Consider the following 24,611-nt stretch of genomic DNA (forward strand, 5'->3'; position numbering starts at 1 on the left):
CGGGAACGCCCCCGGGACGCCGGGACGCCGCGAGGGCGGCCCCCCGTGGTGGGGGACCGCCCTCGTGTGGCGCGAGCCGTGGGGGTGCGGGTCAGAAACCCATGCCGCCCATGTCGTCGCCACCGGGCATGGCCGGCGGGTTCTTCTCCGGCTTGTCGGCGATGACGGCCTCGGTCGTGAGGAACAGCGCCGCGATGGACGCCGCGTTCTGCAGCGCCGAGCGGGTGACCTTCGCCGGGTCGATGACGCCGGCCGCGACGAGGTCGACGTACTCACCGGTCGCGGCGTTGAGGCCCCAGCCCGGCTCGAGGTTGCTGACCTTCTCCGCGACGACCCCGCCCTCGAGACCGGCGTTGATCGCGATCTGCTTGAGCGGCGCCTCGATGGCGACCTTGACGATGTTCGCACCGGTCGCCTCGTCACCCTCGAGGGTGAGGTTGGCGAACGCCTTGGCACCGGCCTGGATGAGGGCGACGCCACCACCGGCGACGATGCCCTCCTCGACGGCGGCCTTCGCGTTGCGGACGGCGTCCTCGATGCGGTGCTTGCGCTCCTTGAGCTCGACCTCGGTGGCCGCGCCCGCCTTGATGACGGCGACGCCGCCGGCGAGCTTGGCGAGGCGCTCCTGGAGCTTCTCGCGGTCGTAGTCGGAGTCCGACTTCTCGATCTCGGCGCGGATCTGGTTGACCCGACCCTGGATCTGGTCCTGGTCGCCGGCACCCTCGACGATCGTCGTCTCGTCCTTGCTGACGACGACCTTGCGGGCCCGACCGAGCAGGTCGAGGTCGGCGGTGTCGAGCTTGAGCCCGACCTCCTCCGAGATGACCTGGCCACCGGTGAGGATCGCGATGTCGCCGAGCATGGCCTTGCGACGGTCACCGAAGCCGGGCGCCTTGACGGCGATCGACTTGAAGGTGCCGCGGATCTTGTTCACGACGAGCGTGGACAGGGCCTCGCCCTCGACGTCCTCGCTGATGATGAGCAGCGGCTTGCCGGACTGCATGACCTTCTCGAGGAGGGGCAGCAGGTCCTTGATCGAGCCGATCTTGGAGTTCGCGATGAGGACGTACGGGTCCTCGAGCACGGCCTCCATGCGCTCGGTGTCGGTGACGAAGTAGTGGCTGATGTAGCCCTTGTCGAAGCGCATGCCCTCGGTGAGCTCGAGCTCGAGGCCGAAGGTGTTGCTCTCCTCGACGGTGATGACGCCTTCCTTGCCGACCTTGTCCATGGCCTCGGCGATCATCTCGCCGATCTGGGGGTCAGCGGCGGAGATCGAGGCCGTGGCCGCGATCTGCTCCTTGGTCTCGACGTCCTTGGCGTTGCTGAGCAGCTCGGCGGACACGGCGGCGACGGCCTTCTCGATGCCACGCTTGAGCGCCATCGGGTTGGCGCCGGCCGCGACGTTGCGCAGGCCCTCGCGGACCATTGCCTGGGCGAGGACGGTCGCCGTCGTCGTGCCGTCACCGGCGACGTCGTCGGTCTTCTTGGCGACCTCCTTGACGAGCTCGGCGCCGATCTTCTCGTACGGGTCGTCGAGCTCGATCTCCTTGGCGATGGAGACACCGTCGTTCGTGATCGTGGGGGCGCCCCACTTCTTCTCGAGCACGACGTTGCGGCCCCTGGGGCCGAGGGTGACCTTGACGGCGTCGGCGAGGGTGTTCATTCCCCGCTCGAGACCGCGTCGAGCCTCTTCATCGAAAGCGATGATCTTGGCCATCCGGGTGGTTCCTCCCACGCGAATCGAAGGTGGAGACCGGGCGGCGCCCGCGACGGACGGATCGGGTCCTGCGGCTCATGTCGCCGCGGGGTCCCGGCCCTCGCCGGACCGGTCTGGATTGTCACTCTCCATGGGAGAGTGCTAACGCCATTATTGGCACTCACCGGGGGAGAGTGCAAACGCCGCGACGCCTGCGGCCGCCCTCCGGACCGGTGCCGTCGGCGGGCCGCGGCCGGTGACCGTGCGGGTCAGTGACCGGCGCGCGGGGTCGGCGCCCCGCCCGTGCGCCCCTTCGCCACCTCCGCACGCGCCCCACGGCGACGCCCGAGGAGGCGCCGCGCGACGTGGTCGGCGAGCACCCCGAGGACGAGGGCCACGAGGATGCCCGCGGCCGCACCGAGGAGCGCGTGGTCGGCGAACCAGCGCCCGGCGAGCGCCCCGATCCCGACGGTCCAGGCCGCCCACGTCGTGGCGGCGAGGGCCGCGAAGGGCACGAAGCGTCGCGGCGGGTAGCCCGTCGCGCCGGCGGTGAGGCCGACCGCGAGCCGGCCGACGGGGACGTAGCGGGCCACGAGGATGACGAGCCCGCCCCGCTCCTCGACGGTCGAGGCGGCGAGGTCGAGGCCGCGGCGCAGCACGGGACGGCGGACCCGTGCCAGCCGCTCGGGCCCGAAGCGCCGCCCGGCGAGGAAGGCCGCCGAGTCGCCGAGGAACGCCCCCACCGCCGCGGCGATCGCGAGGAGGACGAGGTGCGGACCCTGGGTCGACACCGACACGGCGGCCAGGGCGACGACGACCGACTCGCTCGGCACCGGGGGCACGAGGGCGTCGCCGGCCGCGACGAGGAGCACCAGCGCCAGGACCCACGGCGCGGCCGCGTTGGCCTCGATGAACGCCGTCAGGGTCTCGAACACGTCGGCGCCTCTCGCGCGGTGGTGCGGCCACGGGCGCGGCCGCGCCCCTCACCGCAACGCTAGGAGCCCCGTGGCCCTTCCGGAACGGGTGGCGTCCCCCACCGGACCCTGAGCCGTCCCTGAGGGCGGCGCGTCCTCAGAGGACGGGCTCGTGCCCCTCGAAGGTGGCCCGCATCGAGCCGTCGGCCTCGGACGCGACGGGGTCCTCGAGGTCGGCGACGAACACGGCGACGGCCTCACGGGCGGGGTTGCCGTCGAGCTCGGTGAGGACCTGGCGCCAGGCCGCGAGGTTGGGGTGCTCGAGCGTCGTGCAGGCCTCGGCCGGCTCGAGCGACTCCACCGACGCCGCCAGCTCGGCACGCGAGAGGGGCAGCGTGGCGGTGGAGCCGTCGTGGCGCAGGACCGAGGCGAGGACGACGGCCGGCAGGCCGTGGGTGCCTCCGGGGACGTTGACGTGCGGGAAGACCCACTCGACCGACGAGGAGGCCGGGCTCAGGCCCACCGCGTAGGCGACGGGGGCGCGCCATCCGTCGATCGGCGCGGCGAGGTGCTCCCGGATCGCGGCGAGCCCGTCGGGGGTGCTCCAGTCGAGGTCGGTCATCGGCGCATCCTCGCAGACCCCACGCGCCCCACCGGCCGCGCCGCCAGGTGAACAGGAGGTGAACGCGGACCCTCACATTGGTGAAGTGGAGGTTGCCACCCCAGACTGGTGCCTCGTGGACGCAGCAACCATCACTCTCGTGCTCGTCATCGTGACGGCGCTCGCCTTCGACTTCACGAACGGGTTCCACGACACCGCCAACGCCATGGCCGCCTCGATCTCCACGGGTGCGCTCAAGCCCAAGGTGGCCGTCGGGCTCTCGGCCGTGCTCAACCTCGTGGGGGCGTTCCTGTCGGTCGAGGTCGCGCTCACGGTGTCGAACGCCGTCATCAAGATCCAGGACAAGTCGGGCGCCCCGCGCCCCGAGCTCCTGGCCGACGGCGGTGAGGCGTTGCTCCTCATCGTCCTGGCCGGCCTCGTCGGCGGCATCCTCTGGAACCTGTTCACCTGGCTGCTCGGCCTCCCCTCGAGCAGCTCGCACGCGCTCCTCGGCGGGTTGACGGGGGCGGCCGCCGCCGGACTGGGCCTGGCGGGCGTGAAGTGGACGGGCGACGGCACCAAGCTCGACGGCGTCGTCGGCAAGATCCTCCTGCCCTCGCTGCTCTCCCCCCTCGTCGCCATAGGCGTCGCCTTCGTCGGCTGCTGGCTGGTCCACAAGGTGACCAACAGCGTCATGCACCAGCTCGAGGAGCGGTACTTCCGCTGGGGCCAGATCGGCAGCGCCTCGCTCGTCTCGGTCGCCCACGGCACCAACGACGCGCAGAAGACGATGGGCGTCATGACCCTCGCGCTCATCGCGAGCGGGCACTGGGACCGCACCGACGCCGTGCCCGTGTGGGTGAAGGTCAGCGCCGCGCTCGCGATCGCCCTGGGCACCTACCTCGGCGGCTGGCGGATCATCCGCACCCTCGGCAAGGGTCTGGTCGACATCACGCCGCGCCAGGGCATGGCGAGCGACGGGTCGACCGCCGCCGTCCTCCTCGCGTCGAGCCACCTCGGCTTCGCCCTCTCCACGACGCACGTCGCGACCGGGTCGGTGCTCGGGGGCGGGCTCGGCCGCGGCACCCACGTCCGCTGGGCCACGGCCGGCCGGATGGTCACCGCCTGGGCGACGACCTTTCCCATCGCCGCCGCGGTCGGTGCGCTGATGTGGTGGCTCGGCCACACCATCGGCGGCGCCTTCGGGGCCTTCGTCGTCTTCGTCGTCCTCGTCGCGCTGTCGGGGTGGATGTTCCACCGGTCGCGCCAGCAGCACGTCGGCGCGCACAACGTCAACGAGGCGTGGGAGCGTCCGAAGGACCCGCCGGCCCCCACGTCCCAGCCCACCGAGACCAAGACCCACTGAGGAGCCACCCGTGCGCAGCATCCAGCTCGCCCTCGTCGGAGCCTTCGACGTCCTGCTCGCCGGCCTGCTCTTCGGCGCCGGCCTCCCCGTCGTCTACGCCCTCGCGATGCGGGCGCTGACCCTCCGGTCGACGACCTGGGTCGACGACGGCGGCACCATCCACAGCCGCCCGAGCCTCCTCGGCCGCGGCGTCTCCGGGCTCCTCATCGCCGTGATCGTCCTCGGCGTCCTGCTGGGGCTCGTGCTCATCGTGTCCTCGGGCTTCGGCAAGACGCTGAGCTTCGAGAACATCATCCCGACGATCGTCGACAAGAAGTGAGGGTTCGATGACGACCCAGCTGACCGGCCCGGTCCTCCAGTACATCCGTGACGGCTACCCCGAGGGCGTGCCCGACCGCGAGACGGCCGCGCTGTACGCGGTCCTCCACGAGCGCATCGGCGGCGAGCGGGCGCTCGACGTCCTGCGCAAGCTGCACTCCGAGGGCCTGCTCTCCGAGAAGGCCGCCCGCGCCCTGCTCCCGGACGACGTGCAGATGCGCAAGGTGGCGGCGAAGCTCGTCCTCGGCGGCTGGCCGCTCGCCGGCGAGACCGAGGACGAGGACGCCCCGCCCAAGGAGGGCAGCGCGCTCGCCCGCATCGTCAACTGGCTTCGCGAGGGCTACCCGGGCGGCGTGCCCGACCACGACTACGTCCCGCTGCTCGCGCTCCTCGAGCGCCGCCTGACCCGCAGCGAGGTCAAGAAGATCGCGAAGGCGCTGCGCCGGGCCGACGTCAGCCCGGCCGGCCCGTCGGACATCGCCGCGGCCATCGCCGAGTACACGCACAGCGACGCCAGCGACAACGACCTGCGCCGGGTGCGCGACCAGCTGTCGAAGAAGGGCTGGCCGGTCGAGTTCCCCGACCCCGACCTCCCCTGACCCCCGCCTGAACGAACAGCGACGCCCGTCCGGCTTCCCTCACGGACGGGCGTCGCTGGTTCGTGGGCGCCCGGTACGGGCGCGGCGTCCTCAGGTCGGGGTCACGGCTCCATGCCGAGGCGACGGGCCGAGCGCGCGCGCTGGCGGCTGGCGCGCAGGCGGCGGAGGCGCTTGATGAGCATCGGGTCGTGCTCGAGCGCCGACGGGTGGTCGATGAGCGAGTTGAGCACCTGGTAGTACCGCGTGGAGCTCATGTCGAAGAGCTCCTTGATGGCCGTCTCCTTCGAGCCGGCGTACTTCCACCACTGGCGCTCGAAGGCGATGATCTCGCGGTCGCGCTCGCTGAGTCCCTCCGCTGGGGCGGTGGTGCTGAGCTGTTCGGAGGCGGCGCTCACTGGTTCGTCCTCGACCCTTCGCTTCGTGGTGGTCCTGCGGCGCTCACTCTACCCGGGTGAATGACACCTTTGTCATTCGTCGGAGCACCTCGCCGCGTGTCGGCTGGACACCGTCCGGATCGCTCGACTCACGAGTCACACGGACCCCACCACTCCCACCCCGACGGGTGGGCGTCACTCCATCGTGTCGAGGATGGCGCTGATGTCCTCGCGGCTCGTCTCGGGGTTGACGACCGCGAAGCGGGCGAGGGTCTCCCCCGCGTGGGTCGTCGGCACGACGAAGGCGAACTCGTCGGCGAGGAGCCGGTCCGACCACGCCTGGTAGTCGGCGGGCTCCCACCCGAGCCGCCGGAAGACGACGACCGACAGGTCGCGCTCGCGGACGAGCTCGAGGGAGGGTCGCCGCACGACCTCCGACTCGGCGAAGCGCGCGACGTCGAGGGTCTGCTCGATGGCGGCCGTGTAGGCGTCGGTGCCGTTGACGGCCAGCGAGAACCAGAACGGCAGGCCGCGGGCCCGGCGGGTGAGCCCGACGGAGTAGTCGGTGGGGTTCCAGTCGGGCGTCTCGGTGAGGACGTCGAGGTAGCCGGCCCGCTGGGTGTGCGCGGCGCGGGCGAGCGCGGGCTCGCGGTAGAGCAGGGCGCAGCAGTCGAACGGCGCGAAGAGCCACTTGTGCGGGTCGACGATGAACGAGTCGCAGTGCTCCACACCGGAGTACAGCTCGCGCACCGACGGCGCGGCGAGGCCGGCGCCCCCGTACGCGCCGTCGACGTGGAACCAGATGCCGTACTCGCGGCAGACCTCGGCGACCGATGCGAGGTCGTCGATGATGCCGAAGTTCGTCGTCCCGCAGGTCGCGACGACGACGAAGAAGGTCTCGGGGCCGTGCGCCTCCAGGGTGGCGCGCAGGTTCGCGCCGGTGAGCCGCCATCGGTCGTCGGCCTCGACCGGGACGAGCTCGGCGTCCATGACGTCGCACGCCGCGGCGATCGAGCTGTGGGCCCCGGCCGTGGCCGCGACGCGGAACGGGCGCACGCCCTCCGGAGCGCGGTGGCGCGCCGTGGTGCGGGCGGCGTGCAGGGCCGACAGGTTGCCGATGGTGCCGCCCGGGACGAAGACCCCACCGGCCTCCGCGGGCATCCCGACGAGGTCGGCGACCCAGCGCAGGGCCTGGTTCTCGGCGTACACCGCGCCGGCGCCCTCGAGCCAGGAGCCGGCGTAGATCGAGGACGCCCCCACGACGAGGTCGAACATCACGGCGGCGTCGCTCGGTGCGCACGGGATGAAGGAGAGGTAGCGCGGGTGGTCGGTCGACAGGCACGCGGGCGCGAGGTCCTCGGCGAACAGCCGCAGGGTCTCGAGGCCACCGAAGCCCTGGGCGGTGATGGTCTGGCCCACCGCCGCGGCCAGCTCCTCGGGGGTCGCCGTCCCGTCGAGGGGCGCCTCCATCCGGACGCGCTCCTCGGCGTACGCGACGACCGCCTCGGCGAGGGCCGCGAGCTCGGTGTGCTTGTTCTCCTGGTACGTCTTCCCGTGCACGGCGGCGAGTCTAGGTGCGCGGCCGACCGAGGAGGTACGCGTGCAGGTCGGCCACCGTGTCGAGGACGACCTCGGGGTCCGCGGCGACGAGGTCGTTGCGCTCGCCCGCGCCCCAGGTGACCGCGACCGCCGCCATCCCGGCCGCCTTCGCCGACAGGACGTCGACCGTCGCGTCGCCGACGTACGCGCAGTCGGCCGGGTCGACCCCGAGCGAGGCCGCCGCGTGGAGGAGGGGGTCGGGCTCGGGCTTGTGGCGCTCGGTGTCCTCCAGGCCCGCGGCGACGTCGATCGCCCCGGCGATGCCGACGCCCTCGAGCGCGAGGCGCGCGGTCTCCCTCCGCTTCGAGGTGGCGACGGCGGTCCTGACCCCGGCTGCGGCGAGGGCCTCGAGCAGCTCGGGGACGCCCTCGTAGCGGCGGATGAGGGCGGCGGTGTTGGCGAGGTTCCACTCGCGGTAGGCCAGGTCGAGGGCGACGCCGTGCTCCGGGCTCTCCTCGAGGAGGGCGGCCAGGAGCGGGCGGCCGATCCACGCGCGGGCGCGGGCCTCCTCCACCTCTTCGCCGAGCACGTGGCGGAAGGCGTGCTGGTACGAGGCGACGATGAGCGGGATCGTGTCGGCGAGGGTGCCGTCGAGGTCGAAGAGCACGGTGCGCCAGCGGGGTGTCGTCACGAGGACCAGTCAAGCCGACGCGCCCCCACGCCCTCGACCCGGTCCACGCCGGACCGCGGCCGGCAGCGGCGGACGGCTCACCATGGACACCAGGTCGACCGGGTGATCCATCCGAACAGTTGGCTCACCGGGGCGGCCACAGTCGAGGTCGCGCCGGGTGATCCATCCGAACAGTTGGCTCACCGGGGCAGCCACAGTCGAGGTCGCGCGACATGCCGACGGATGGGTCGCATCGTCGGCATGTCGCGCGACCTCGACCTGGCGCGAGGGCTGTGGGGCGTCCACAGGCGGCCGAGGGCTCGTCAGGACCGGGAGGGGGCGTCGGGGCCCGGAGGGGGCGTCGGGGGCCGGACGGGTCGTCAAGGGTGGGCTCCAGGGGAGGTGACCGGGGTGGCGAGAGGGCCCCGACGTGGGGATACGGTGGGAAACGATGTCCACTCCCACCGACGCCCGGCCCCTGCGCGACCTCGTGCACCCCTCGTGGGCGCCGGCCCTCGAGCCCGTCGAGCCGGTCGTCGCGAGCCTCGGCGAGTTCCTCCGGGGAGAGGTCGCGGCCGGCCGGGGCTACCTGCCCGGCGGCGCCCACGTCCTGCGGGCCTTCGCGCAGCCGCTCGACGCCGTGCGCGTCCTCGTCGTCGGCCAGGACCCCTACCCGACGCCCGGTCACGCGATGGGCCTGTCGTTCTCCGTGGCCCCCGACGTGCGGCCGGTCCCGCGCAGCCTCGTCAACATCTTCACCGAGCTCGGCACCGACCTCGGCCTGCCGACACCGTCCACGGGCGACCTGACCCCGTGGGCCGAGCAGGGCGTCCTCCTGCTCAACCGGGTCCTCACGGTGGCCCCCGGCGCACCGGCGAGCCACCGGGGCAAGGGGTGGGAGCAGGTGACGGCCGCCGCCATCGCCGCGCTCGTCGCCCGGGGTGGCCCGCTCGTCGCGATCCTCTGGGGACGCGACGCCCGCAACCTCGCGCCCCACCTCCCGGGGGTGCCGTGCATCGAGTCGCCGCACCCGAGCCCCCTGTCGGCGCACGCCGGGTTCTTCGGGTCGCGTCCGTTCAGCCGCACCAACGAGCTCCTCGTCCAGCAGGGGGCCGACCCCGTCGACTGGAGGCTCCCGTGACCCAGCCCGCGGCGCCCGCGCGCGTGTGGACGCGGTACGTCGCCATCGGCGACTCGTTCACCGAGGGCATGTCCGACCCCGACCCGGCGCGACCCGACGCCTACGTGGGATGGGCCGACCGCCTCGCCCACCACCTCGACGCCGTCGCCGAGCGCGAGCACCTGCCCTTCGGCTACGCCAACCTCGCGGTGCGCGGGCGCAAGCTCGACGACGTTGTGGGTCGCCAGCTCGAGAGCGCCCTGACGATGCAGCCCGACCTCGTCTCGATGGTCGGCGGCGGCAACGACCTGCTGCGCCCCACGGTCGACGTCGACGCCCTCGCCGACCGCCTCGAGGACGCCGTCGTCACCCTGCGGCGGACCGGCGCCGACGTCCTCCTCGCCACCCCCACCGACACCCGCGACGCCGGACTCTTCAAGGCCCTGCGCGGCCGCCACGCCGCCCACGCGGCGAACCTCTTCACCATCGCGCAGCGCCACGGGTGCCACGTCCTCAACCTCTGGGGGATGGCCGCCCTGCGCGACTGGCGGATGTGGGCCGACGACCGCATCCACCTGACGACCGAGGGGCACCGCCGGGTCGCCCTCGCGGCCCTCACCGCGCTCGGCCACGAGACCGACCTCGCCGACTGGACCACCCCGCTGCCCGCGGCCTCCCGGGGCCGGAGGGCCGACGAGCTGCGCGGCCACGCCCAGTGGGCCCGCACCCACGCGGCCCCGTGGGTGCAGCGCCGGCTGCAGGGGCGCTCCTCCGGTGACGCCGTCGAGGCCAAGCGCCCCTCCCTCGAGCACTTCCGCGACCCCGAGGGCGAGCCCCCGCACCAGTCCCTCCCCCACGGCTGACCGGCACGAACCGCCTGACGCCGCAGGTGCGGTGCTAAGGTCGCGCTCATGACGCAGTTGCGGATCAGTGATGCCGCGCTCCTCCTCGGGGTGTCCGACGACACCGTGCGCCGGATGGTCGACGCGGGTCGCCTCCCCAGCCACAAGGACGACGCCGGCCGGCTCGTCGTCGAGGGGGCCGAGCTCGCCGCCGTCGCCCGGGAGGTCGCCCGCCCGGCGCCCGTCGGCGTCGTGGCCGACGAGTCGGCCCGCAACCGGATGCGCGGCATCGTCACGCGCGTCGTCAAGGACACGGTCATGGCCCAGGTCGAGCTCCAGTGCGGCCCGTTCCGGGTCGTCTCGCTGATGTCGCGCGAGGCGGTCGACGACCTCGGGCTCGAGGTCGGCACCGTCGCCGTCGCCACGATCAAGTCCACCAACGTCATCGTCGGGGTGCCGCAGTGACGGTCCGCGCCCTCGCCCTCCCGACGACGCTGGCGGTCCTCCTCCTCACCGGCTGCGGCGGCGGCTCCCCCGACACCACCGCGTCGGCGGGCACCTCGTCAGGCGTCACCTCGTCAGGCGTCACCTCGACGGGCGCCACCTCGACGGGCGCCACCTCGTCGGCGGTCACCGGCGAGGTCACCGTCCTCGCCGCGGCCTCGCTGACCACGACGCTCACCACCCTCGCCGAGTCGTTCGAGACGGCCAACCCGGGTACCGAGATCCGGCTGAGCTTCGGGTCGAGCACGACCCTGGCCCGGCAGATCGCCCAGGGCGCCGAGGCCGACCTCTTCGCCAGCGCGGGCACCGCCGCCCTCCGGCAGCTCGGTGAGGTGCGACCCACCGCCACCGTGACGATCGCGAGGAACACCCTCGAGATCGCGACCCCACCCGGCAACCCGGCGAAGGTCACCGGCCTCGCCGACCTTGCGCGCGAGGACGTCGACGTCGTCCTCTGCGCCGCGACCGTCCCGTGCGGCGCGGCCGCCGACCAGGTGCTCGGGAGGGCCGGGGTCTCGGCGCACGTCGTCTCCCGCGAGGTCGACGTCACCGCCACCCTGGCCAAGGTCTCCCTCGACGAGGCCGACGCCGCCGTGGTCTACCACTCCGACGTCGTCGGCGCGAAGGACGCGGCCGTCGGCGTCGAGATCCCGGCCGGGCAGAACACCACGCTCGACTACCCCCTGGCCCGCTTCGGCGACGAGGCCGCCACCACGGCCTTCGCCGCCTACGTCGCCGGGCCGGAGGGGCAGCAGGCGCTCCAGGCCGCCGGCTTCCTCGCCCCGTGACGTCCGCGGCCCCCGGCAACCCCGAGGCCGCCGAGGCCACCGGCCGCGCCCCCCGCCCGCCGACCGCTCGACCCGGGACGAGCCAGGGGGCGTCGCGGGTCCGGCTCTCCCGGACCGTCCTCGTCGTCCCGGCCGTGCTCGGCTTCCTCCTCGTCGTCCTGCCGCTCGTCGGTCTCCTCGCGGGAACCGAGTGGTCGGGACTGCTGACCCGCCTCTCCGACCCCGACGTGCGTCCGGCGCTGCGGCTCTCCCTCGTCACCACGCTCGCCACGGTGGCGATCTGCTGGGTCCTCGGCACCCCCCTCGCGTGGCTGCTCTCCCGGGCCGAGGGGCGCTCCGCGACCTGGCTGCGGGCCGTCCTCACCGTGCCCGTCGTCCTGCCCCCGGTGGTCGGAGGTGTCGCCCTGCTCCTCGCCTACGGACGCCGCGGCCTCGTCGGCGAGCCGCTGCTCGAGATCTTCGGCCTGCGGATCCCGTTCACCCCGGTGGCCGTCGTCCTCGCGCAGGTGTTCGTTTCGCTGCCCTTCTACGTCCTCGCGGTCGAGGGGGCGATGCGCGGCCTCGACCGGCGCCTTCTCGACGTCTCGGCCACCCTCGGCGCCCGCCCGCTGCGCGTCCTCACCCGGGTCGCCCTCCCGCTCGCGGCCCCGGGCATCGCGTCCGGCACCGCCCTCGCGTGGGCCCGGGCCCTCGGCGAGTTCGGCGCCACGATCACGTTCGCCGGCAACTTCGCCGGCGAGACGCAGACGACCTCGCTCCTCGTCTACGTCAAGCTCCAGGACGACCCGCAGACCGCGGTGGCCCTCAGCCTCCTGCTCCTCGTCGTCGCCGTGGTGGTCCTCGGCCTGCTCCGCGGGCGGTGGGTCCGCTGAGCCTCGACGCGCACGTCCGGCTGACCCGCGGCGCCCTCGACCTCGACGTCTCCCTCGCGGCCCCCGACGGCGGGGTCGTCGCCGTCCTCGGCCCGAACGGCGCGGGGAAGACGACCGCGATCCACGCCCTGGCCGGTCTCGTCCGGCTCGGCGGAGGGCACGTGCGCGTCGACGGCACGACCTGGGCCGACGGCACCCGCCACCTCGACCCGAGCCTGCGCGCCGTGGGGATGCTCGCCGCCGACCACCTCCTCTTCCCCCACCTCACCGCGCGCGGCAACGTCGCGTTCGGCCCTCGGAGCCGGGGGGCCTCGCGCGCCGACGCCCTCGCCCGCGCCGACGCCGAGCTCGACGCGCTCGGGGTGAGCGACCTCGCCGACCGTCGCCCGGCGGCGCTCTCGCACGGCCAGGCGCAGCGCGTCGCGCTGGCCCGCGCCCTCGCCACCCGCCCCCGCCTGCTCCTCCTCGACGAGCCGCTCTCGGCGCTCGACCCCGCGCTGCGCCCCCAGGTCCGCGCCGGCCTGGCCGCCCGCCTGCGCACCTACGACGGCGCCACCGTCCTCGTCACGCACGACCCGCTCGACGCCCTGACCCTTGCCGACCACCTCGTCTTCGTCGAGGACGGCCGCGTCGTGCAGGAGGGCTCGCCCACCGAGGTCGTCGCCCGCCCCCGCGACGCGTACGTCGCCCACGTCGTCGGCCTCAACCTGCTCCGCGGCCGGGGCCGCGACGCCGGGGTCGTCGACACGGCCCTCGGTCCGGTCGTGACGGCCGGCCACGAGCACCGCGGCGACTCGTGGGTCGCCTTCGCCCCCTCGGCGGTCGCCCTGTACTCCGAGAGCCCGCACGGGTCGACGCGCAACACGTGGCCGGTCCACGTCGCGGCCGTCGAGATGGTGGGGCAGACCGCCCGGGTGCGGCTCGCCGTCGACGGCCCCACCGACCGCGAGCCCGCCCCCCTGGTCGCCGAGGTCACCGCCGCCTCGGTCGCAGCGCTGCGCCTCCAGCCCGGGCAGGCGCTGTGGGCCGGCGTCAAGGCGACCGAGGTCACGGCCTACCCCGCCTGACGCCTCCCCACCGACGCCAGCCCCACCCACTCCAGTACGGCAACACGCCGACGTCGCGCCCGCACGTTCGGCGTGTTGCCGCACTGGAGGCGGCGGGGGGCGGTGTCACGGCTGCTCGGGGCCCAGGACCGGGCGCACGAGCGTTTGGTCGGTCTCCGAGCACCTCGTACCCTTCGGGACATGCCAGCGACGAGGCTGATGCCGACCGAGGAGGGCCAGGACCTCATCGACCTGACCCGCGAGATCTGCGCCAAGGAGCTCCGGCCGAAGGTCGACGCGGCCGAGCGCGCCGCGGCCACCGACGAGTCCTTCCCGACCGAGGTCTTCCGCACCCTCGGCGCCGCGGGCCTGCTCTCCCTCCCCCACCCCGAGGAGCACGGCGGCTACGGCCAGCCGTACGAGGTGTACCTCCAGGTCGTCGAGGAGGTCGCGAGCGCCTGGATGAGCGTCGCCGTCGGCGTCTCGGTCCACTCCCTCACGGCGTACCCGGTGACGACCTTCGGCACCGACGAGCAGAAGGCCGCCCTCCTGCCCGGCATGCTCTCGGGCGACCAGCTCGGCGCCTACTGCCTCTCCGAGCCGCTCGCCGGCAGCGACATCGCCTCGATGACGACGCGCGCCACCCGCGACGGCGACGGCTACGTCGTCAAGGGCCGCAAGGCGTGGATCAGCCACGCGGGCCACGCCGACTACTACACGACCTTCGCCCGGACCTCCGACGACGGCGGGCGGGGGCTGTCGTGCCTCGTCGTGCCCGCCGACGCCCCCGGCATCTCCTTCGGCGCCCCGGAGCGGAAGATGGGCCTGCACTGCGACACGGTGCGCGAGGTCATCTTCGAGGACGTGCGCGTCGACGCCGACCGCCTCATCGGTGACGAGGGGCAGGGCATGGCGATCGCCCTGTCCGCCCTCGACGCCGGCCGCCTCGGCATCGCCGCCGCCTCCACGGGCCTGGCCCAGTCGGCCCTCGACCTCGCGGCGTCCTACGCGAAGGAGCGGCAGCAGTTCGGCAGGCCGATCGGGGAGTTCCAGGGGTTGTCCTTCCTCCTCGCCGACATGGAGGCAGCCGTGACGAGCGCGCGCGCCACGTACCTGCATGCCGCCCGCCTCAAGGACGCCGGCCGCGCCTTCAGCAAGGAGGCCGCGGTCGCCAAGCTCGTCGCGACCGACGCCGCGATGCGGGTCACCACCGACGCCGTCCAGGTCCTCGGCGGCGCCGGCTACACCCAGGACTTCCCCGCCGAGCGGTTCATGCGCGAGGCCAAGGTGACCCAGATCTTCGAGGGGACCAACCAGATCCAGCGCCTCGTCATCGGCCGCCACGTCCTGCGCTGACGGCCCGCGCACGGAACCGGCCCCCGTCGCCACGCGTCGGCACACCGAGACCACCTCGACGAAGGAGCCGTGATGCTCACCCCCGCCCGCCCCGCGCTCACCGCGACCGCCGCCGCCGCCGCGATCCTCCTCGCGACCGCCGCCTGCGGCAGCACCCCCTCGGGATCCGGTGCCTCCGGCGCGTCGAGCCCCTCCGCCCCCGCGCCCACCGCCTCGCCGACGCCGTCCACCGGCACCAGCCTGCCGAGCGTGCCGCCCACCCCGGTCCCCACCAGTGACCTCGGCGACGTCCCGGTGCCCCCCGCCGTCCTCGAGCGCCCGGCGGTCAAGGCCGCCGTCGAGGACGCCGCCACCCGCCAGAAGGTGGCCCCCGACGAGGTCGTCGCCGCCGCCTTCGTGCCCGTGACGTGGAACGACGGGTCGCTCGGCTGCCCCCGGAAGGACATGTCGTACACGCAGGCGACCGTCGAGGGAGAGCTGCTCATCCTCCGCGTCGGGACCGCGCTGATGCAGTACCACGGGCGGGTCGGGGGCCCGTACACGTTCTGTCCCGCCCCCACGTCCGGGTACACCGTCAACAGCTGAGGCGACGCCGGGAAAGGGGTGACCGGGCCATCTCATACGTGGCCCGGTCACCGAGATTCTGTCAAAGGGCGCCCCTCGCGCCGGTGACCGACACCCCGACGGGACCCGAACTCGGGGTGAAGGCCAGGCTCCCGGCACGAGGCCGCCGGCGGTCCACGGGACCGCTTCCGTCAGGCGTCGGGCTCGCGGGAGATCCCCGGCAGGAGCGTGTCGCCGCGGCGCAGGGCGTCGAGCGCGGCGGGGTGGGCCTCCTCGATGTGCCGCAGGCTCTTGCGCCGGTAGCGGACGAGCTGGACGAGCCCGATCCCCCAGAAGACGAACTGCACCGACATCGCGGCCCGGAAGTCGTCGAGGGTGTAGTCGGCGGGTCCGCCGGGAGCGAGGTGGTCGAGGACGACGCCGATGAGCGCGATCGCCACGAGCGAGGCCGTGAACCCCCCGATGTTGACCACTCCGGTCGCGCGCCCGAGCCGCGACGAGGAGTTGAAGGTGCGGGCGAGGTCGAAACCGACCATCGAGCCGGGCCCGCCGAGCGCCGTGACGACGACGAGGACGACGAGCAGCCACAGCGGCGCCCGCCCCGGCCAGAGGAGCACGACCGCCCAGACGAGCATGATCGCCACGACGATCCCGAGGACGAGCTGCGAGCGCCGGTAGGGCACCCGCGAGGTGAACGCGGCGACGAGGGGGCCGGCCCCCATCGCCGTCAGGGTCATGACGACGAGGAGGAGCGAGGCCGTCCGCGGCTCGAGGCCCTCACCGCGCACGAGGAACGGGTAGCCCCACAGCATCGTGAAGACGGTCGCGCCGAACTGCGACGAGAAGTGGACCCACAGGCCGAGGCGGGTGCCCGGGTTGCCCCACACCTCGGCGAGGGTGCGCGCCAGCGCCCGCACCTTGATCTTCTCCACCGCCTCGCCGCGGTAGGGCGAGTCCTTGACGAGGAGGACGAGGAACACCGAGAGCACGACGCCGACGCCGGCGGCGGTGCCGAAGGAGCGGGTCCACCCCCACGTGGCGAGCGCCGCCGACAGCGGGGTGGCGGCGAGGATCGCGCCGGCCTGGCCGACCATCCCGGTGAGCTGGGTGATGAAGGGCGCCTGCTTGACCCGGAACCACACGGCGACCAGGCGCAGCAGCGAGGTGAAGACCATCGCGTCGCCCGCCCCGAGGAGGATGCGCGCGGCGAGGCCGACCTCGAACGACCCCGCGAACGCGAACCAGAGCTGGCCCCCCGTCATGAGGAGCAGGCCGGTGAGCAGGAGCCGCTTGGAGCCGAACCGGTCGATGAGGACCCCGACCGGGATCTGCATCGCCGCGTACACGGCGAGCTGGACGACGGTGAACGTCGACAGCTGCGCGGCGCTGATGTCGAACCGCTCGGCCGCCAGCAGGCCGGCGACCCCCAGCGAGGTGCGGTGGAAGACGGCGAGGACGTAGACGGCGAGCCCGACGGCCCAGATCACCCAGGCGCGCCGCCGTCCGATGTTGTGCACCTGGCGGAGCACGGGACGGGTCACCGTCCGAGTCTAGGAGCGCACGTCGGCCGCCCGGCGCCGCGCCCAGCCCGCGGGAGAGGTGCTCGGAGGCCGACCCGTCACCGCGGCGCGCGCTCCTCGGTGACGCTGTTGCCGCCGTCGACGACGAGCACCTGCCCCGTGACGTACGCCGCGCCGGGCGAGGCGAGGAAGGCGACGGCGGCCGCGACCTCCTCCGGCGTGCCCGAGCGCCCGAGCGGGGTCGCTCGCGCCTCGTCGGCCTCCGCGGGCGTCTGCGACCCGGTGCCGACCCAGCCGGGCGCCACGACGTTGGCCGTCACACCGTGGGCGGCCTCGTCGACGGCGAGGGCCCGCGCCAGGCCGACGAGGCCGGCCTTGGCCGTGGCGTAGGCGACCTCTCCGCGCATCGCCATCACGGGACCGGTGAGGGAGGCGAGCATGACGACGCGGCCGGACCCGCTGCGGCGCAGGTGCGGGAGGGCCGCCCGCGTCGTGAGGAACGCGGTGTCGAGGTTGCGGGCGAGCGAGGCCGACCACCGCTGCGGGGTCGTGGCGAGCAGGTCGCCCTCGAGGTAGCCGTCGGCGTCGGCGCTCGCGACCATCCCGGCGTTGTTGACGAGAACGTCGAGGCCGCCGAACGCCTCGAGCGCCGACGCGACGAGCCGCGCCGCGCCGTCCTCACCCGTGAGGTCGGCGACGACGCCCACCGCCTCCGCTCCCCCGGCCCGCAGCTCGGCGGCCCGGTCGTCGACGCGGTCGGTCGTCGCGCCGATGACGACGCGCGCCCCGCACTGCGCGAGGAGGCGGGCGCACGCCATCCCGATGCCGGTCGGGGACCCGGCGCCCGTGACGAGCGCCGTGCGTCCGGTGAGGTCGAGGACGACGGGCAGGACCGGCGCCACGTCAGCCGACGGCGGCGGTGAAGGACTCCTCGAGGACGTCCATGCCCTCGTGGAGCAGCTCGTCGGAGATCGACAGCGGCGGGAGGAACCGGAAGACGTTGCCGTACGTGCCGCAGGTGAGCGTGATGAGCCCGCGCTCGTGACAGCCCTTGTTGACGGCGGAGGTCAGCGCGGCGGCCGGCTCCTTGGTGTCGGGGTCGGTGACGAGCTCCATCGCGATCATGGCGCCACGGCCGCGGACGTCACCGATCTCGTCGTACTTCTCGGCGAGGCGCCCGAGCCGGTCGGTGAGGATGTCGCCGATCGCGCGGGCCCGCGAGCGAAGGTCGTCCTGCTCCATCGTCTCGATGGCGGCCAGGGCCGCGGCGCAGGCGACGGGGTTGCCGCCGTAGGTGCCGCCGAGGCCGCCGGCGTGGACGGCGTCCATGAGGTCGGCGCGGCCGGTGACGGCGGCGAGGGGCATCCCGCCGGCGATGCCCTTGGCCGCGGTGAGGAGGTCGGGGACGACACCCTCGTGGTCGCACGCGAACCAGTCGCCGGTGCGGCAGAAGCCCGACTGGACCTCGTCGGCGATGAGGAGGATGCCGTGCTCGCGGCACCAGTCGGCCAGTCCCGGGAGGAAGCCCTCCGGCGGGACGATGAAGCCACCCTCACCCTGGATCGGCTCGATGATGACGGCCGCGGTGTTGTCCTCGCCGACCTGGGCGTGGATCTGGTCGGTGACGGTGCGCAGGGCCTGCTCGGCACACGCCTGCGCGCCGCCCGGCCAGCGGTAGGGGTAGGCCATGGGGACCCGGTAGAGCTCGCCGGCGAAGGGGCCGAAGCGGTGCTTGTAGGGCATGTTCTTCGCGGTGAGGCCCATCGTGAGGTTGGTGCGCCCGTGGTAGCCGTGGTCGAAGGCGACGACCGCGGGCCGACCGGTCGCGTGGCGGGCGATCTTCACCGCGTTCTCGACGGCCTCGGCGCCGGAGTTGAACAGGGCCGAGCGCTTCTCGTGGTCCCCCGGGGTCAGGGCGTTGAGCTTCTCGCAGACCTCGACGTAGGAGTCGTACGGCGTGACCATGAAGCAGGTGTGGGTGAAGGCGGTGATCTGCGCGGTGACGGCGTCGATGACGCGCTGGTTGCCGTTGCCGACGGTCGTCACGGCGATCCCCGACCCGAAGTCGATGAGCTGGTTGCCGTCGACGTCGCGGACGATGCCGCCCGACCCCTCGACGACGTAGACCGGGAGGCCGGTGCTCACGCCGGCCGAGACCGCGGCCGTCTTGCGCGCCTGCATCGCCTGGGAGGCCGGGCCGGGGATGGAGGTCGCGAGGATCCGCTGCTGCTCGATCATGGCGCGATCCTATCCGCGCCGGACGCGGCCCGGAACTGCGGAATCCGTCGATCGCCGAGGCCGCCGCCGCTGGTCCACGCTGCCCGGCACGGGGCCGGGCGCTCGCCGCGCGGGAGCGCGCATGCTCGACGAGCCGGCCGGGTAGGAAGGTCGATGGACGACCCGTCGAGGACGCGAGGAGGACGGCGTGCCCGGACGAGGCACTGGCGCTAGGACCCCCCGGAGGCCTTCCCGATCTCGCTCCACACGGCGGTCGAGCCGCTGTGGCCCGCGAGGAAGGTCGTGATGACGAGGCCGACGCCCGCGACGGCCACGAGGGCGGCGACGACGACGGCCACCGCGGCCCCGCCGCGGGCCCGGGCGTCCGGCGGCTCGGCGGGCGCGAGCAGCCACAGCGTGGCGAGGGCCACGAGGACGACGAAGACAAGCGCGGTGTTGCGCACCAGCTCGCCGCGCTCCGCGTGCGTCTCGATGGCCTCGAGGGTGGCGCCTCCGATCCCGAGACCGCGCAGCCGGGCCTCGAGCTCCTCGCCGCTCGCGGCCGCGACCGTCGCGCCGGCCGCGGAGACCGCGGCGAGCCCGAGCAGGGGCCAGCGCAGGACGGCGCGCCACGCAGGGCGCACGGCGTACAGGACGGCCGCGAGACCGGCCAGCGGCGCCAGGACGACGACGGCGTGGATGACGAGCACGTGGACCGGCAGACCGGCGATGGTGTCGAGCACGGTGGGTCTCCTCCCGCGGGCGGTGGCTCCCACGCTAGGACGGGACACGCCCGGGCCGTCACGCGATCGCGTCACGAGGGGGTCACGGTTCCCCGCGCGGCGGGACCGGCGACACCGCCCGACCAGCGGGGATCCGCACGCGGGTGCGGGCAGGGAGAGGCCCCCGGGAGATACGTGCAGGGGGTTCGCATCTCCCGGGGGCCGGTTCCTGGGCGGGTTCTGCCTCTTCGGCAACACCCGAGCCATTGAGTACATTACAGTCACGACGCTGAGATTCCCCTGAGAAAGCGGAAAAAGTCGTTGAGGCTCCTACTGGTTGAGGACGAGCGCCCCCTGGCGGCGGCGCTCGACGACGCGCTGCGCGAGGAGGGCTGGGTCGTCGACCACGCCGCCGACGGGCGCGAGGGTCTGCGGATGGCGCTGCTCGGGCAGTACGACGTCGTCGTCGTCGACATCATGCTCCCGTCGATGAACGGCTACGACGTGCTCAAGCACATGCGTCAGCGCAAGGTGTGGACCCCGGTCCTCATGCTGACGGCCAAGGACGGTGAGTACGACCAGACCGACGCCTTCGAGCTCGGCGCCGACGACTACGTCACCAAGCCCTTCGCCACCCGGGTCCTGCTCGCCCGCCTCCAGGCCCTGTCGCGGCGGGGCGCCCCCGAGCGTCCGGTCGCCCTGACGGTCGGCTGCCTCAGCCTCGACCCCACGACCCGCCGCGTCACCCGCGAGGGCAAGGAGATCCAGCTGACCGCGCGCGAGTACTCGCTGCTGCACCACCTCATGCGCAAGGCGGGACAGGTGCAGAGCAAGGGCGAGATCCTCGAGAACGTGTGGGACAGCGACTACCCCGGCGCCGACAACGTCGTCGAGGTCTACATCGGCTACCTCCGGCGCAAGATCGACGCCCCCTTCGAGACGAAGTCGCTCGAGACGGTGCGGGGAATGGGCTACCGGCTCAACCCGATCGAGGCTCGGCCGGAAGCCTGACGGCGAAGCGGCACCACCCGTCGGGCGACTCCTCCGCGGTGACCGAACCGCCGTGCGCCCGGACGATCTCCGACACGATCGCCAGGCCAAGGCCGGTCCCGCCGGTGTCGCGGGTGCGCGAGTCGTCGAGGCGCACGAAACGCCCGAAGATCCGCTCCCGGTCCTCCGGCTCGACCGGCGGCCCGTCGTTGTCGACGAGGAGGAGGGCGGTGTTGCCGCGGTGCGTCAGCGCCACCCGGACCCGGCCCTCCATGTGCCGTTCGGCGTTCTCGAGCAGGTTGCGCACGACCCGGCCGAGGCGGTGCGGGTCGCCGGTGACGCGCACCGGCTCGACGGAGACCTCGAGCGGCATGCCCCTCGCGCGCAGCGCTCCCGCCTCACCGGCGACGACGTCGTCGAGGTCGACGTCGTCGCGCGCGACCCCCTCGTCGGACTCGTCGGCCCGGGCGAGGGCCAGGAGGTCCTCGACGAGGATCGAGAGGCGGTCGACCTCGGCCGAGACCCGGGTGGCGACGGCCTCGCGCTCGGTGACCGTGCGGTCCTCGGTGAGGCGGTCGAGGAGGATGCGGATCGTCGCGAGAGGGCTGCGCAGCTCGTGGCCGGCGTCGGCGACGAAGGCGCGGCGCGAGGCGTCGGCGACCCGCAGCCGCTCGAGGACGTCGTTGAGCGTCTCGGCGAGCCGGGCCAGCTCGTCGTGGCCGGCGGGGATCTCGAGCGAGGGGGCGGGGCGCGAGGCGACGAGGTCCTCGACCTGGTGGCGCATCCGGTCGACGGGACGCAGGGCCTGGCCCACGGCGAACGAGGTCACCGCAGCGAGGAGGGCGATGAGGCCGAACGCGCCGATGAAGGCGAACTCCACGGAGCGCCCCAGGGCCGTGGTCTCGACGCGGGTCGGGACGGCGACGAGCGCGGTGTAGTGCCGCCCGTCGTCGGCGACGGCGTCGGCCACCGCGACGGCGTAGCGCCCCCCGCCGACCCCCGGGATGGAGCTGGCGACCGTCGAGCGCACCTGGCCGTCGGGGACGTCGGTGGACGCCATCGGGACGGTGGCACGCGAGTCGGTGCTCACCCGGACCCGGCCCGTCTCGTCGACGATCTGGGTGAGCCGGGTGCTGACGTCGTCGACGTGCGTCTCCTCCAGCTCCTCGATGGAGTGCAGGCCGATGTCGGTGCGCATCTCGATCGCCTCGGCGACGGCGATCTCGCGGGCGGAGACGTCGAAGAGCTGCCCGAGCGAGGTGTAGAGGATCCCCGCGATCGCCGCGCTGACGAGGATGACGACCGGCATCGTCAGGGCCAGGACGCGGCTGCGCAGCCCGAGCCGGGGAGTCATGGGCCCGAGTGTAGGTTCGCGGGCGCCGGACCACCCGGCACTCGCTGAGGACTCCTCAGCCGACCATGATCCCGCGCTGGCGCAGCCACGGCGCGGGGTCGACCGGGTTGTCGCCACCGGTGGGGTGGATCTCGAGGTGCAGGTGCGAGCCGAAGGAGTGGCCGGTGTTGCCGACGAGGCCCACCTGGTCACCGGGCATCACGGTGTCGCCCGTGCGGACGTCGCGGCGGCTGAGGTGGCCGTACCAGGAGACGGTGCCGTCCCAGTAGCGGATCTCGACCTTGTTGCCGAAGCTGAAGACCTCGTCGCTGAGGATGACGGTCCCCTTGGACATCGCGTACAGCGGGGTGCCCGTGGACGCCCCGATGTCGAGGCCGTCGTGCGTCTTGCCCCAGCGGGGGCCGAAGTCCGAGGTGAGCAGTCCGGTGCGGATGGCCCTGACCCACCGGTGGCTGGCCCGCTCGGCCTTGGCCCGGGCGGCGGCGACCCGAGCCTTCCGCTTCTTCTCGGCGGCCTGGCGCTTCTTCTCCTCGGCCGCCTTGCGGGCGGCGACGCGGGCGGCGCGCTGCTTGGCCTCGACGCGTCCCTTGACCGCGGAGGTCTGGAGCACGGCGGCCTGCCGGCGCTCGGCGATCTCGACCGTCGTCGCGACCTCGGCCGCCTGGGCCTCGCGCACGGCGACGACCTGGGTGGCGTCGAGGTCGAGGACGGTCGCCGCCGCGCGGGTGGTGCGCTGCTCCCCCGCGGCGGTCTGGGCCATCGTGATCCCGGCGGCGGTGACGACCAGCGTCGCGGCAACCGCCGTCGGCAGCACCGACGACGCCGTTCGCGCACGCGTCGCCCGGGGTGCGGGCGCCGCCGCGGTGCGGTGGCGTCCGGCGTACCGGGCTGGCGGTGGCGTGCTCACAGCGGCTCTCAGGGCAGAGGGAGTGCGGGGACTCGGGGTGGTGGGGCGAAGCGCCCACGGTAGCGTGACCGTTTCGTGATGTCGGCCGATTCGTCGGAACTGTGGACGAACCGTCGAGGGACCGCTCTCAGCCGGAGGTGGTGGCCCGGTCCTGCGGCCCGCCGCCGGCGGCGACCCGGGCGACGAGGCGTTCGAGCACCGGGGTGAGGACGTCGACCTCCTCGGTCGTCAGCTCGTCGACGAACAGGCGCCGCACGGTCCGCACGTGGTGCGGCGCGGCCTGCTCGATCGTGCGGCGGCCCTCGGGCGTCACGAGGACGAAGGCACCGCGGCCGTCGTCGACGCAGTCGTCGCGGGCCACGAGGCCACGTCGCTCCATCCGGGTCACGTGGTGCGACAGACGGCTGCGCTCCCAGTCGAGGAGCCGGGCGAGCTCGGAGACGCGCACCCGGCCGCCCGTCGACTCGGTGAGCCGCACGAGGACGTCGAAGTCCGGCAGCGACAGCCCCGAGGACGCCTGGAGGTCGCGGTGCAGGGCCGCCGACAGCGCGCTGCCGAGCTCGAGCCAGGCGCGCCAGAGCCGCTGCTCGGGAGCGGTCAGCCACGGGGGGTCGGTCATGGCCCGAGGCTAGCCGCTTCGGTGACACGTCAACGAGGTCGGCCGTTGCCGGCAGCGGGCATCGGCCGCGGGGCCGTCACGGGGGCGTCGCGGCACCCGTGCCACGATCACGGGGTGAGCACCGAGCGCGGACGCGTCCTCGTCGAGGTCTGTGTCGACGACGTGGCGGGCGCCGTCGCCGCCGAGCGGGCGGGCGCGGACCGGGTCGAGGTGTGCGCCGACCTCGATGTCGGCGGCGTCACGCCGAGCATCGGCACCGTCGCCTCCGTGCTGGCGCGGACCTCCCGGGTCGGGGTCCAGGTGCTCGTGCGCCCCCGCGGCGGCGACTTCGTCCACGACGAGGCCGAGGTCGCGGTGATGCTCGCCGACGTCGCGGCCGTCCTGGCGCTGCCCGCCGGCGTCCCGGTGGGCCTCGTCATCGGGTCGCTGACGACCGACGGGAGGGTCGACGAGGAGGCCACCGCCCGTCTCGTCGCCGCTGCGGGCGGCGCCCCCGTGACGTTCCACCGGGCGTTCGACGACACCGCAGACCTGTCGCACTCCCTCGAGACCCTCGTCCGGCTGGGGGTCGACCGCGTCCTCACGGGCGGTGGACCCGGCTCGGCCGCCGAGGGCACGAGTCGTCTCGCCTCCCTCCACGAGCAGGCCGCCGGGCGGATCGTCGTCCTCGCTGCCGGTGGCGTGCGACCCGGGAACGTGCGAACCCTGGTGCGCGACACCGGGGTCGGCGAGGTCCATGGTCGCGCCCCGGCCACCGTCGCCGGCCGGGTGGTGACGTCTGAGGACGTCGCGCGCACCCTCGTCGAGGCGTGTCGCGAGCCCTTCACCGACCCACTGGACGGCCACTGAGCCGGCGGTGCATCGGGGTGCCTGCCCCTGCAGGACGCCGCTCCGAGTCCGAGCTTCGGGGGCCACGGTCCGAGCCCCAGCGGACATCGCTGCTCCCGAGGCCAAGAGCGCGAGCGCGATCAACACCTGGAGCCGGAGGTCGACCCCGGTTCGGGCGAGTGGCGGACCGTCCGCCGTGGGGCCGGCAGGACCCGGCGGACCCTCGGAGCCCGGCGGACCCTCGGAGCCCGGCGGACCCTCGGAGCCCGGCGAGCCGTCGGGCGG

Annotated in this window: 26 protein-coding genes; 13 read left to right on the top strand and 13 right to left on the bottom strand. The window is 73.9% G+C overall.

All coding sequences use genetic code 11. The features are described from left to right. Positions 1-91: 91 nt before the first annotated feature. From groL to ACFWN3_RS07165, 3 genes are all read right to left on the bottom strand, one after another. Complete coding sequence (gene groL / locus ACFWN3_RS07155) at positions 92-1,717, bottom strand: chaperonin GroEL (protein ID WP_377644768.1); 1,626 nt, start codon at positions 1,715-1,717, stop codon at positions 92-94. A 248-nt stretch (positions 1,718-1,965) separates the two neighbouring features. Further along, complete coding sequence (locus tag ACFWN3_RS07160) at positions 1,966-2,631, bottom strand: DedA family protein (protein ID WP_377644770.1); 666 nt, start codon at positions 2,629-2,631, stop codon at positions 1,966-1,968. 136 nt (positions 2,632-2,767) lie between these two features. Continuing rightward, the gene (locus ACFWN3_RS07165; protein ID WP_377644771.1) at positions 2,768-3,232 is read right to left on the bottom strand and encodes a hypothetical protein; all 465 of its coding nucleotides are present in this window, start codon (positions 3,230-3,232) and stop codon (positions 2,768-2,770) included. A 115-nt stretch (positions 3,233-3,347) separates the two neighbouring features. Here ACFWN3_RS07165 and ACFWN3_RS07170 point away from each other — a divergent pair, with 115 nt between their 5' ends. The 3 genes from ACFWN3_RS07170 to ACFWN3_RS07180 are packed head-to-tail and all read left to right on the top strand — an operon-like array spanning position 3,348 to position 5,494. Next, positions 3,348-4,577 (top strand): anion permease, encoded by a 1,230-nt coding sequence (locus ACFWN3_RS07170; protein WP_377644772.1) that lies wholly within the window; start codon positions 3,348-3,350, stop codon positions 4,575-4,577. Between the two features lie 10 nt (positions 4,578-4,587). Further along, positions 4,588-4,896, top strand: a complete 309-nt coding sequence (locus ACFWN3_RS07175; protein ID WP_377644774.1) for a hypothetical protein — start codon at positions 4,588-4,590, stop codon at positions 4,894-4,896. 7 nt (positions 4,897-4,903) lie between these two features. Next, positions 4,904-5,494, top strand: a complete 591-nt coding sequence (locus ACFWN3_RS07180; RefSeq protein ID WP_377644776.1) for a DUF3349 domain-containing protein — start codon at positions 4,904-4,906, stop codon at positions 5,492-5,494. Positions 5,495-5,595: 101 nt separating this feature from the next. Here ACFWN3_RS07180 and ACFWN3_RS07185 read toward each other — a convergent pair whose 3' ends face one another. From ACFWN3_RS07185 to ACFWN3_RS07195, 3 genes are all read right to left on the bottom strand, one after another. Beyond that, positions 5,596-5,889 carry a DUF3263 domain-containing protein gene (locus tag ACFWN3_RS07185; RefSeq protein WP_377644778.1) on the bottom strand — a complete coding sequence of 98 codons (294 nt, stop codon included), beginning with the start codon at positions 5,887-5,889 and terminating at the stop codon, positions 5,596-5,598. Positions 5,890-6,063: 174 nt separating this feature from the next. Further along, positions 6,064-7,428 (bottom strand): pyridoxal phosphate-dependent decarboxylase family protein, encoded by a 1,365-nt coding sequence (locus tag ACFWN3_RS07190; RefSeq protein WP_377644780.1) that lies wholly within the window; start codon positions 7,426-7,428, stop codon positions 6,064-6,066. Between the two features lie 10 nt (positions 7,429-7,438). Beyond that, a complete protein-coding gene (locus tag ACFWN3_RS07195; protein ID WP_377644781.1) occupies positions 7,439-8,098 on the bottom strand; it encodes an HAD family hydrolase in 660 nt (219 codons plus the stop codon). A gap of 430 nt (positions 8,099-8,528) precedes the next feature. Here ACFWN3_RS07195 and ACFWN3_RS07200 point away from each other — a divergent pair, with 430 nt between their 5' ends. The 8 genes from ACFWN3_RS07200 (at position 8,529) to ACFWN3_RS07235 (ending at position 15,190) form a co-directional block, all read left to right on the top strand. Further along, positions 8,529-9,218 (top strand): uracil-DNA glycosylase, encoded by a 690-nt coding sequence (locus tag ACFWN3_RS07200; RefSeq protein ID WP_377644782.1) that lies wholly within the window; start codon positions 8,529-8,531, stop codon positions 9,216-9,218. Then, on the top strand, positions 9,215-10,060 hold the full coding sequence (locus ACFWN3_RS07205) for an SGNH/GDSL hydrolase family protein (RefSeq protein ID WP_377644784.1): 846 nt from the start codon (positions 9,215-9,217) through the stop codon (positions 10,058-10,060). The genes ACFWN3_RS07200 and ACFWN3_RS07205 overlap by 4 nt, the downstream gene beginning before the upstream one ends. 48 nt (positions 10,061-10,108) lie before the next feature. After that, positions 10,109-10,504 (top strand): molybdopterin-binding protein, encoded by a 396-nt coding sequence (locus ACFWN3_RS07210; protein WP_377644786.1) that lies wholly within the window; start codon positions 10,109-10,111, stop codon positions 10,502-10,504. Further along, positions 10,501-11,331 (top strand): molybdate ABC transporter substrate-binding protein, encoded by an 831-nt coding sequence (gene modA / locus ACFWN3_RS07215; protein WP_377644788.1) that lies wholly within the window; start codon positions 10,501-10,503, stop codon positions 11,329-11,331. Before ACFWN3_RS07210 ends, modA begins: the two co-directional genes overlap by 4 nt. Next, positions 11,328-12,203 carry an ABC transporter permease gene (locus ACFWN3_RS07220; protein WP_377644790.1) on the top strand — a complete coding sequence of 292 codons (876 nt, stop codon included), beginning with the start codon at positions 11,328-11,330 and terminating at the stop codon, positions 12,201-12,203. Before modA ends, ACFWN3_RS07220 begins: the two co-directional genes overlap by 4 nt. Next, positions 12,191-13,270 carry a sulfate/molybdate ABC transporter ATP-binding protein gene (locus ACFWN3_RS07225; RefSeq protein ID WP_377644792.1) on the top strand — a complete coding sequence of 360 codons (1,080 nt, stop codon included), beginning with the start codon at positions 12,191-12,193 and terminating at the stop codon, positions 13,268-13,270. The genes ACFWN3_RS07220 and ACFWN3_RS07225 overlap by 13 nt, the downstream gene beginning before the upstream one ends. A 180-nt stretch (positions 13,271-13,450) precedes the next feature. After that, the gene (locus ACFWN3_RS07230; protein WP_377644794.1) at positions 13,451-14,605 is read left to right on the top strand and encodes an acyl-CoA dehydrogenase family protein; all 1,155 of its coding nucleotides are present in this window, start codon (positions 13,451-13,453) and stop codon (positions 14,603-14,605) included. A 69-nt stretch (positions 14,606-14,674) separates the two neighbouring features. Further along, positions 14,675-15,190 (top strand): hypothetical protein, encoded by a 516-nt coding sequence (locus tag ACFWN3_RS07235; protein WP_377644796.1) that lies wholly within the window; start codon positions 14,675-14,677, stop codon positions 15,188-15,190. Positions 15,191-15,360: 170 nt separating this feature from the next. Here ACFWN3_RS07235 and ACFWN3_RS07240 read toward each other — a convergent pair whose 3' ends face one another. The 4 genes from ACFWN3_RS07240 to ACFWN3_RS07255 form a co-directional block, all read right to left on the bottom strand. After that, complete coding sequence (locus tag ACFWN3_RS07240) at positions 15,361-16,710, bottom strand: nitrate/nitrite transporter (protein ID WP_377644798.1); 1,350 nt, start codon at positions 16,708-16,710, stop codon at positions 15,361-15,363. Between the two features lie 77 nt (positions 16,711-16,787). Next, positions 16,788-17,591, bottom strand: coding sequence for an SDR family NAD(P)-dependent oxidoreductase (locus ACFWN3_RS07245; protein WP_377644800.1), 804 nt, complete (start codon positions 17,589-17,591; stop codon positions 16,788-16,790). A gap of 1 nt (position 17,592) precedes the next feature. Then, positions 17,593-18,927 (bottom strand): 4-aminobutyrate--2-oxoglutarate transaminase, encoded by a 1,335-nt coding sequence (gene gabT / locus ACFWN3_RS07250; protein WP_377644802.1) that lies wholly within the window; start codon positions 18,925-18,927, stop codon positions 17,593-17,595. Between the two features lie 209 nt (positions 18,928-19,136). Further along, complete coding sequence (locus ACFWN3_RS07255) at positions 19,137-19,649, bottom strand: DUF2231 domain-containing protein (RefSeq protein WP_377644804.1); 513 nt, start codon at positions 19,647-19,649, stop codon at positions 19,137-19,139. A 300-nt stretch (positions 19,650-19,949) separates the two neighbouring features. Between ACFWN3_RS07255 and ACFWN3_RS07260 the strand changes: the two genes are divergently transcribed. Further along, entirely contained in the window at positions 19,950-20,639 is a 690-nt protein-coding gene (locus tag ACFWN3_RS07260) for a response regulator transcription factor (RefSeq protein WP_377644806.1), read from the top strand. Here the strand turns inward: ACFWN3_RS07260 and ACFWN3_RS07265 are convergent. From ACFWN3_RS07265 to ACFWN3_RS07275, 3 genes are all read right to left on the bottom strand, one after another. Then, on the bottom strand, positions 20,608-21,972 hold the full coding sequence (locus ACFWN3_RS07265; RefSeq protein ID WP_377644808.1) for a sensor histidine kinase: 1,365 nt from the start codon (positions 21,970-21,972) through the stop codon (positions 20,608-20,610). The two genes, ACFWN3_RS07260 and ACFWN3_RS07265, sit on opposite strands and share 32 nt — an antisense overlap. Before the next feature lie 55 nt (positions 21,973-22,027). Continuing rightward, positions 22,028-22,786, bottom strand: coding sequence for a M23 family metallopeptidase (locus tag ACFWN3_RS07270; protein WP_377644810.1), 759 nt, complete (start codon positions 22,784-22,786; stop codon positions 22,028-22,030). 220 nt (positions 22,787-23,006) lie between these two features. Then, positions 23,007-23,498 carry a MarR family winged helix-turn-helix transcriptional regulator gene (locus ACFWN3_RS07275; RefSeq protein ID WP_377644811.1) on the bottom strand — a complete coding sequence of 164 codons (492 nt, stop codon included), beginning with the start codon at positions 23,496-23,498 and terminating at the stop codon, positions 23,007-23,009. Positions 23,499-23,660: 162 nt separating this feature from the next. Between ACFWN3_RS07275 and ACFWN3_RS07280 the strand changes: the two genes are divergently transcribed. Next, positions 23,661-24,347 (top strand): copper homeostasis protein CutC, encoded by a 687-nt coding sequence (locus ACFWN3_RS07280; RefSeq protein WP_377645553.1) that lies wholly within the window; start codon positions 23,661-23,663, stop codon positions 24,345-24,347. Positions 24,348-24,611 lie beyond the last annotated feature (264 nt).

It is taken from the genome of Oryzobacter terrae (assembly GCF_042756445.1).
Lineage (GTDB): Bacteria > Actinomycetota > Actinomycetes > Actinomycetales > Dermatophilaceae > Oryzobacter > Oryzobacter terrae.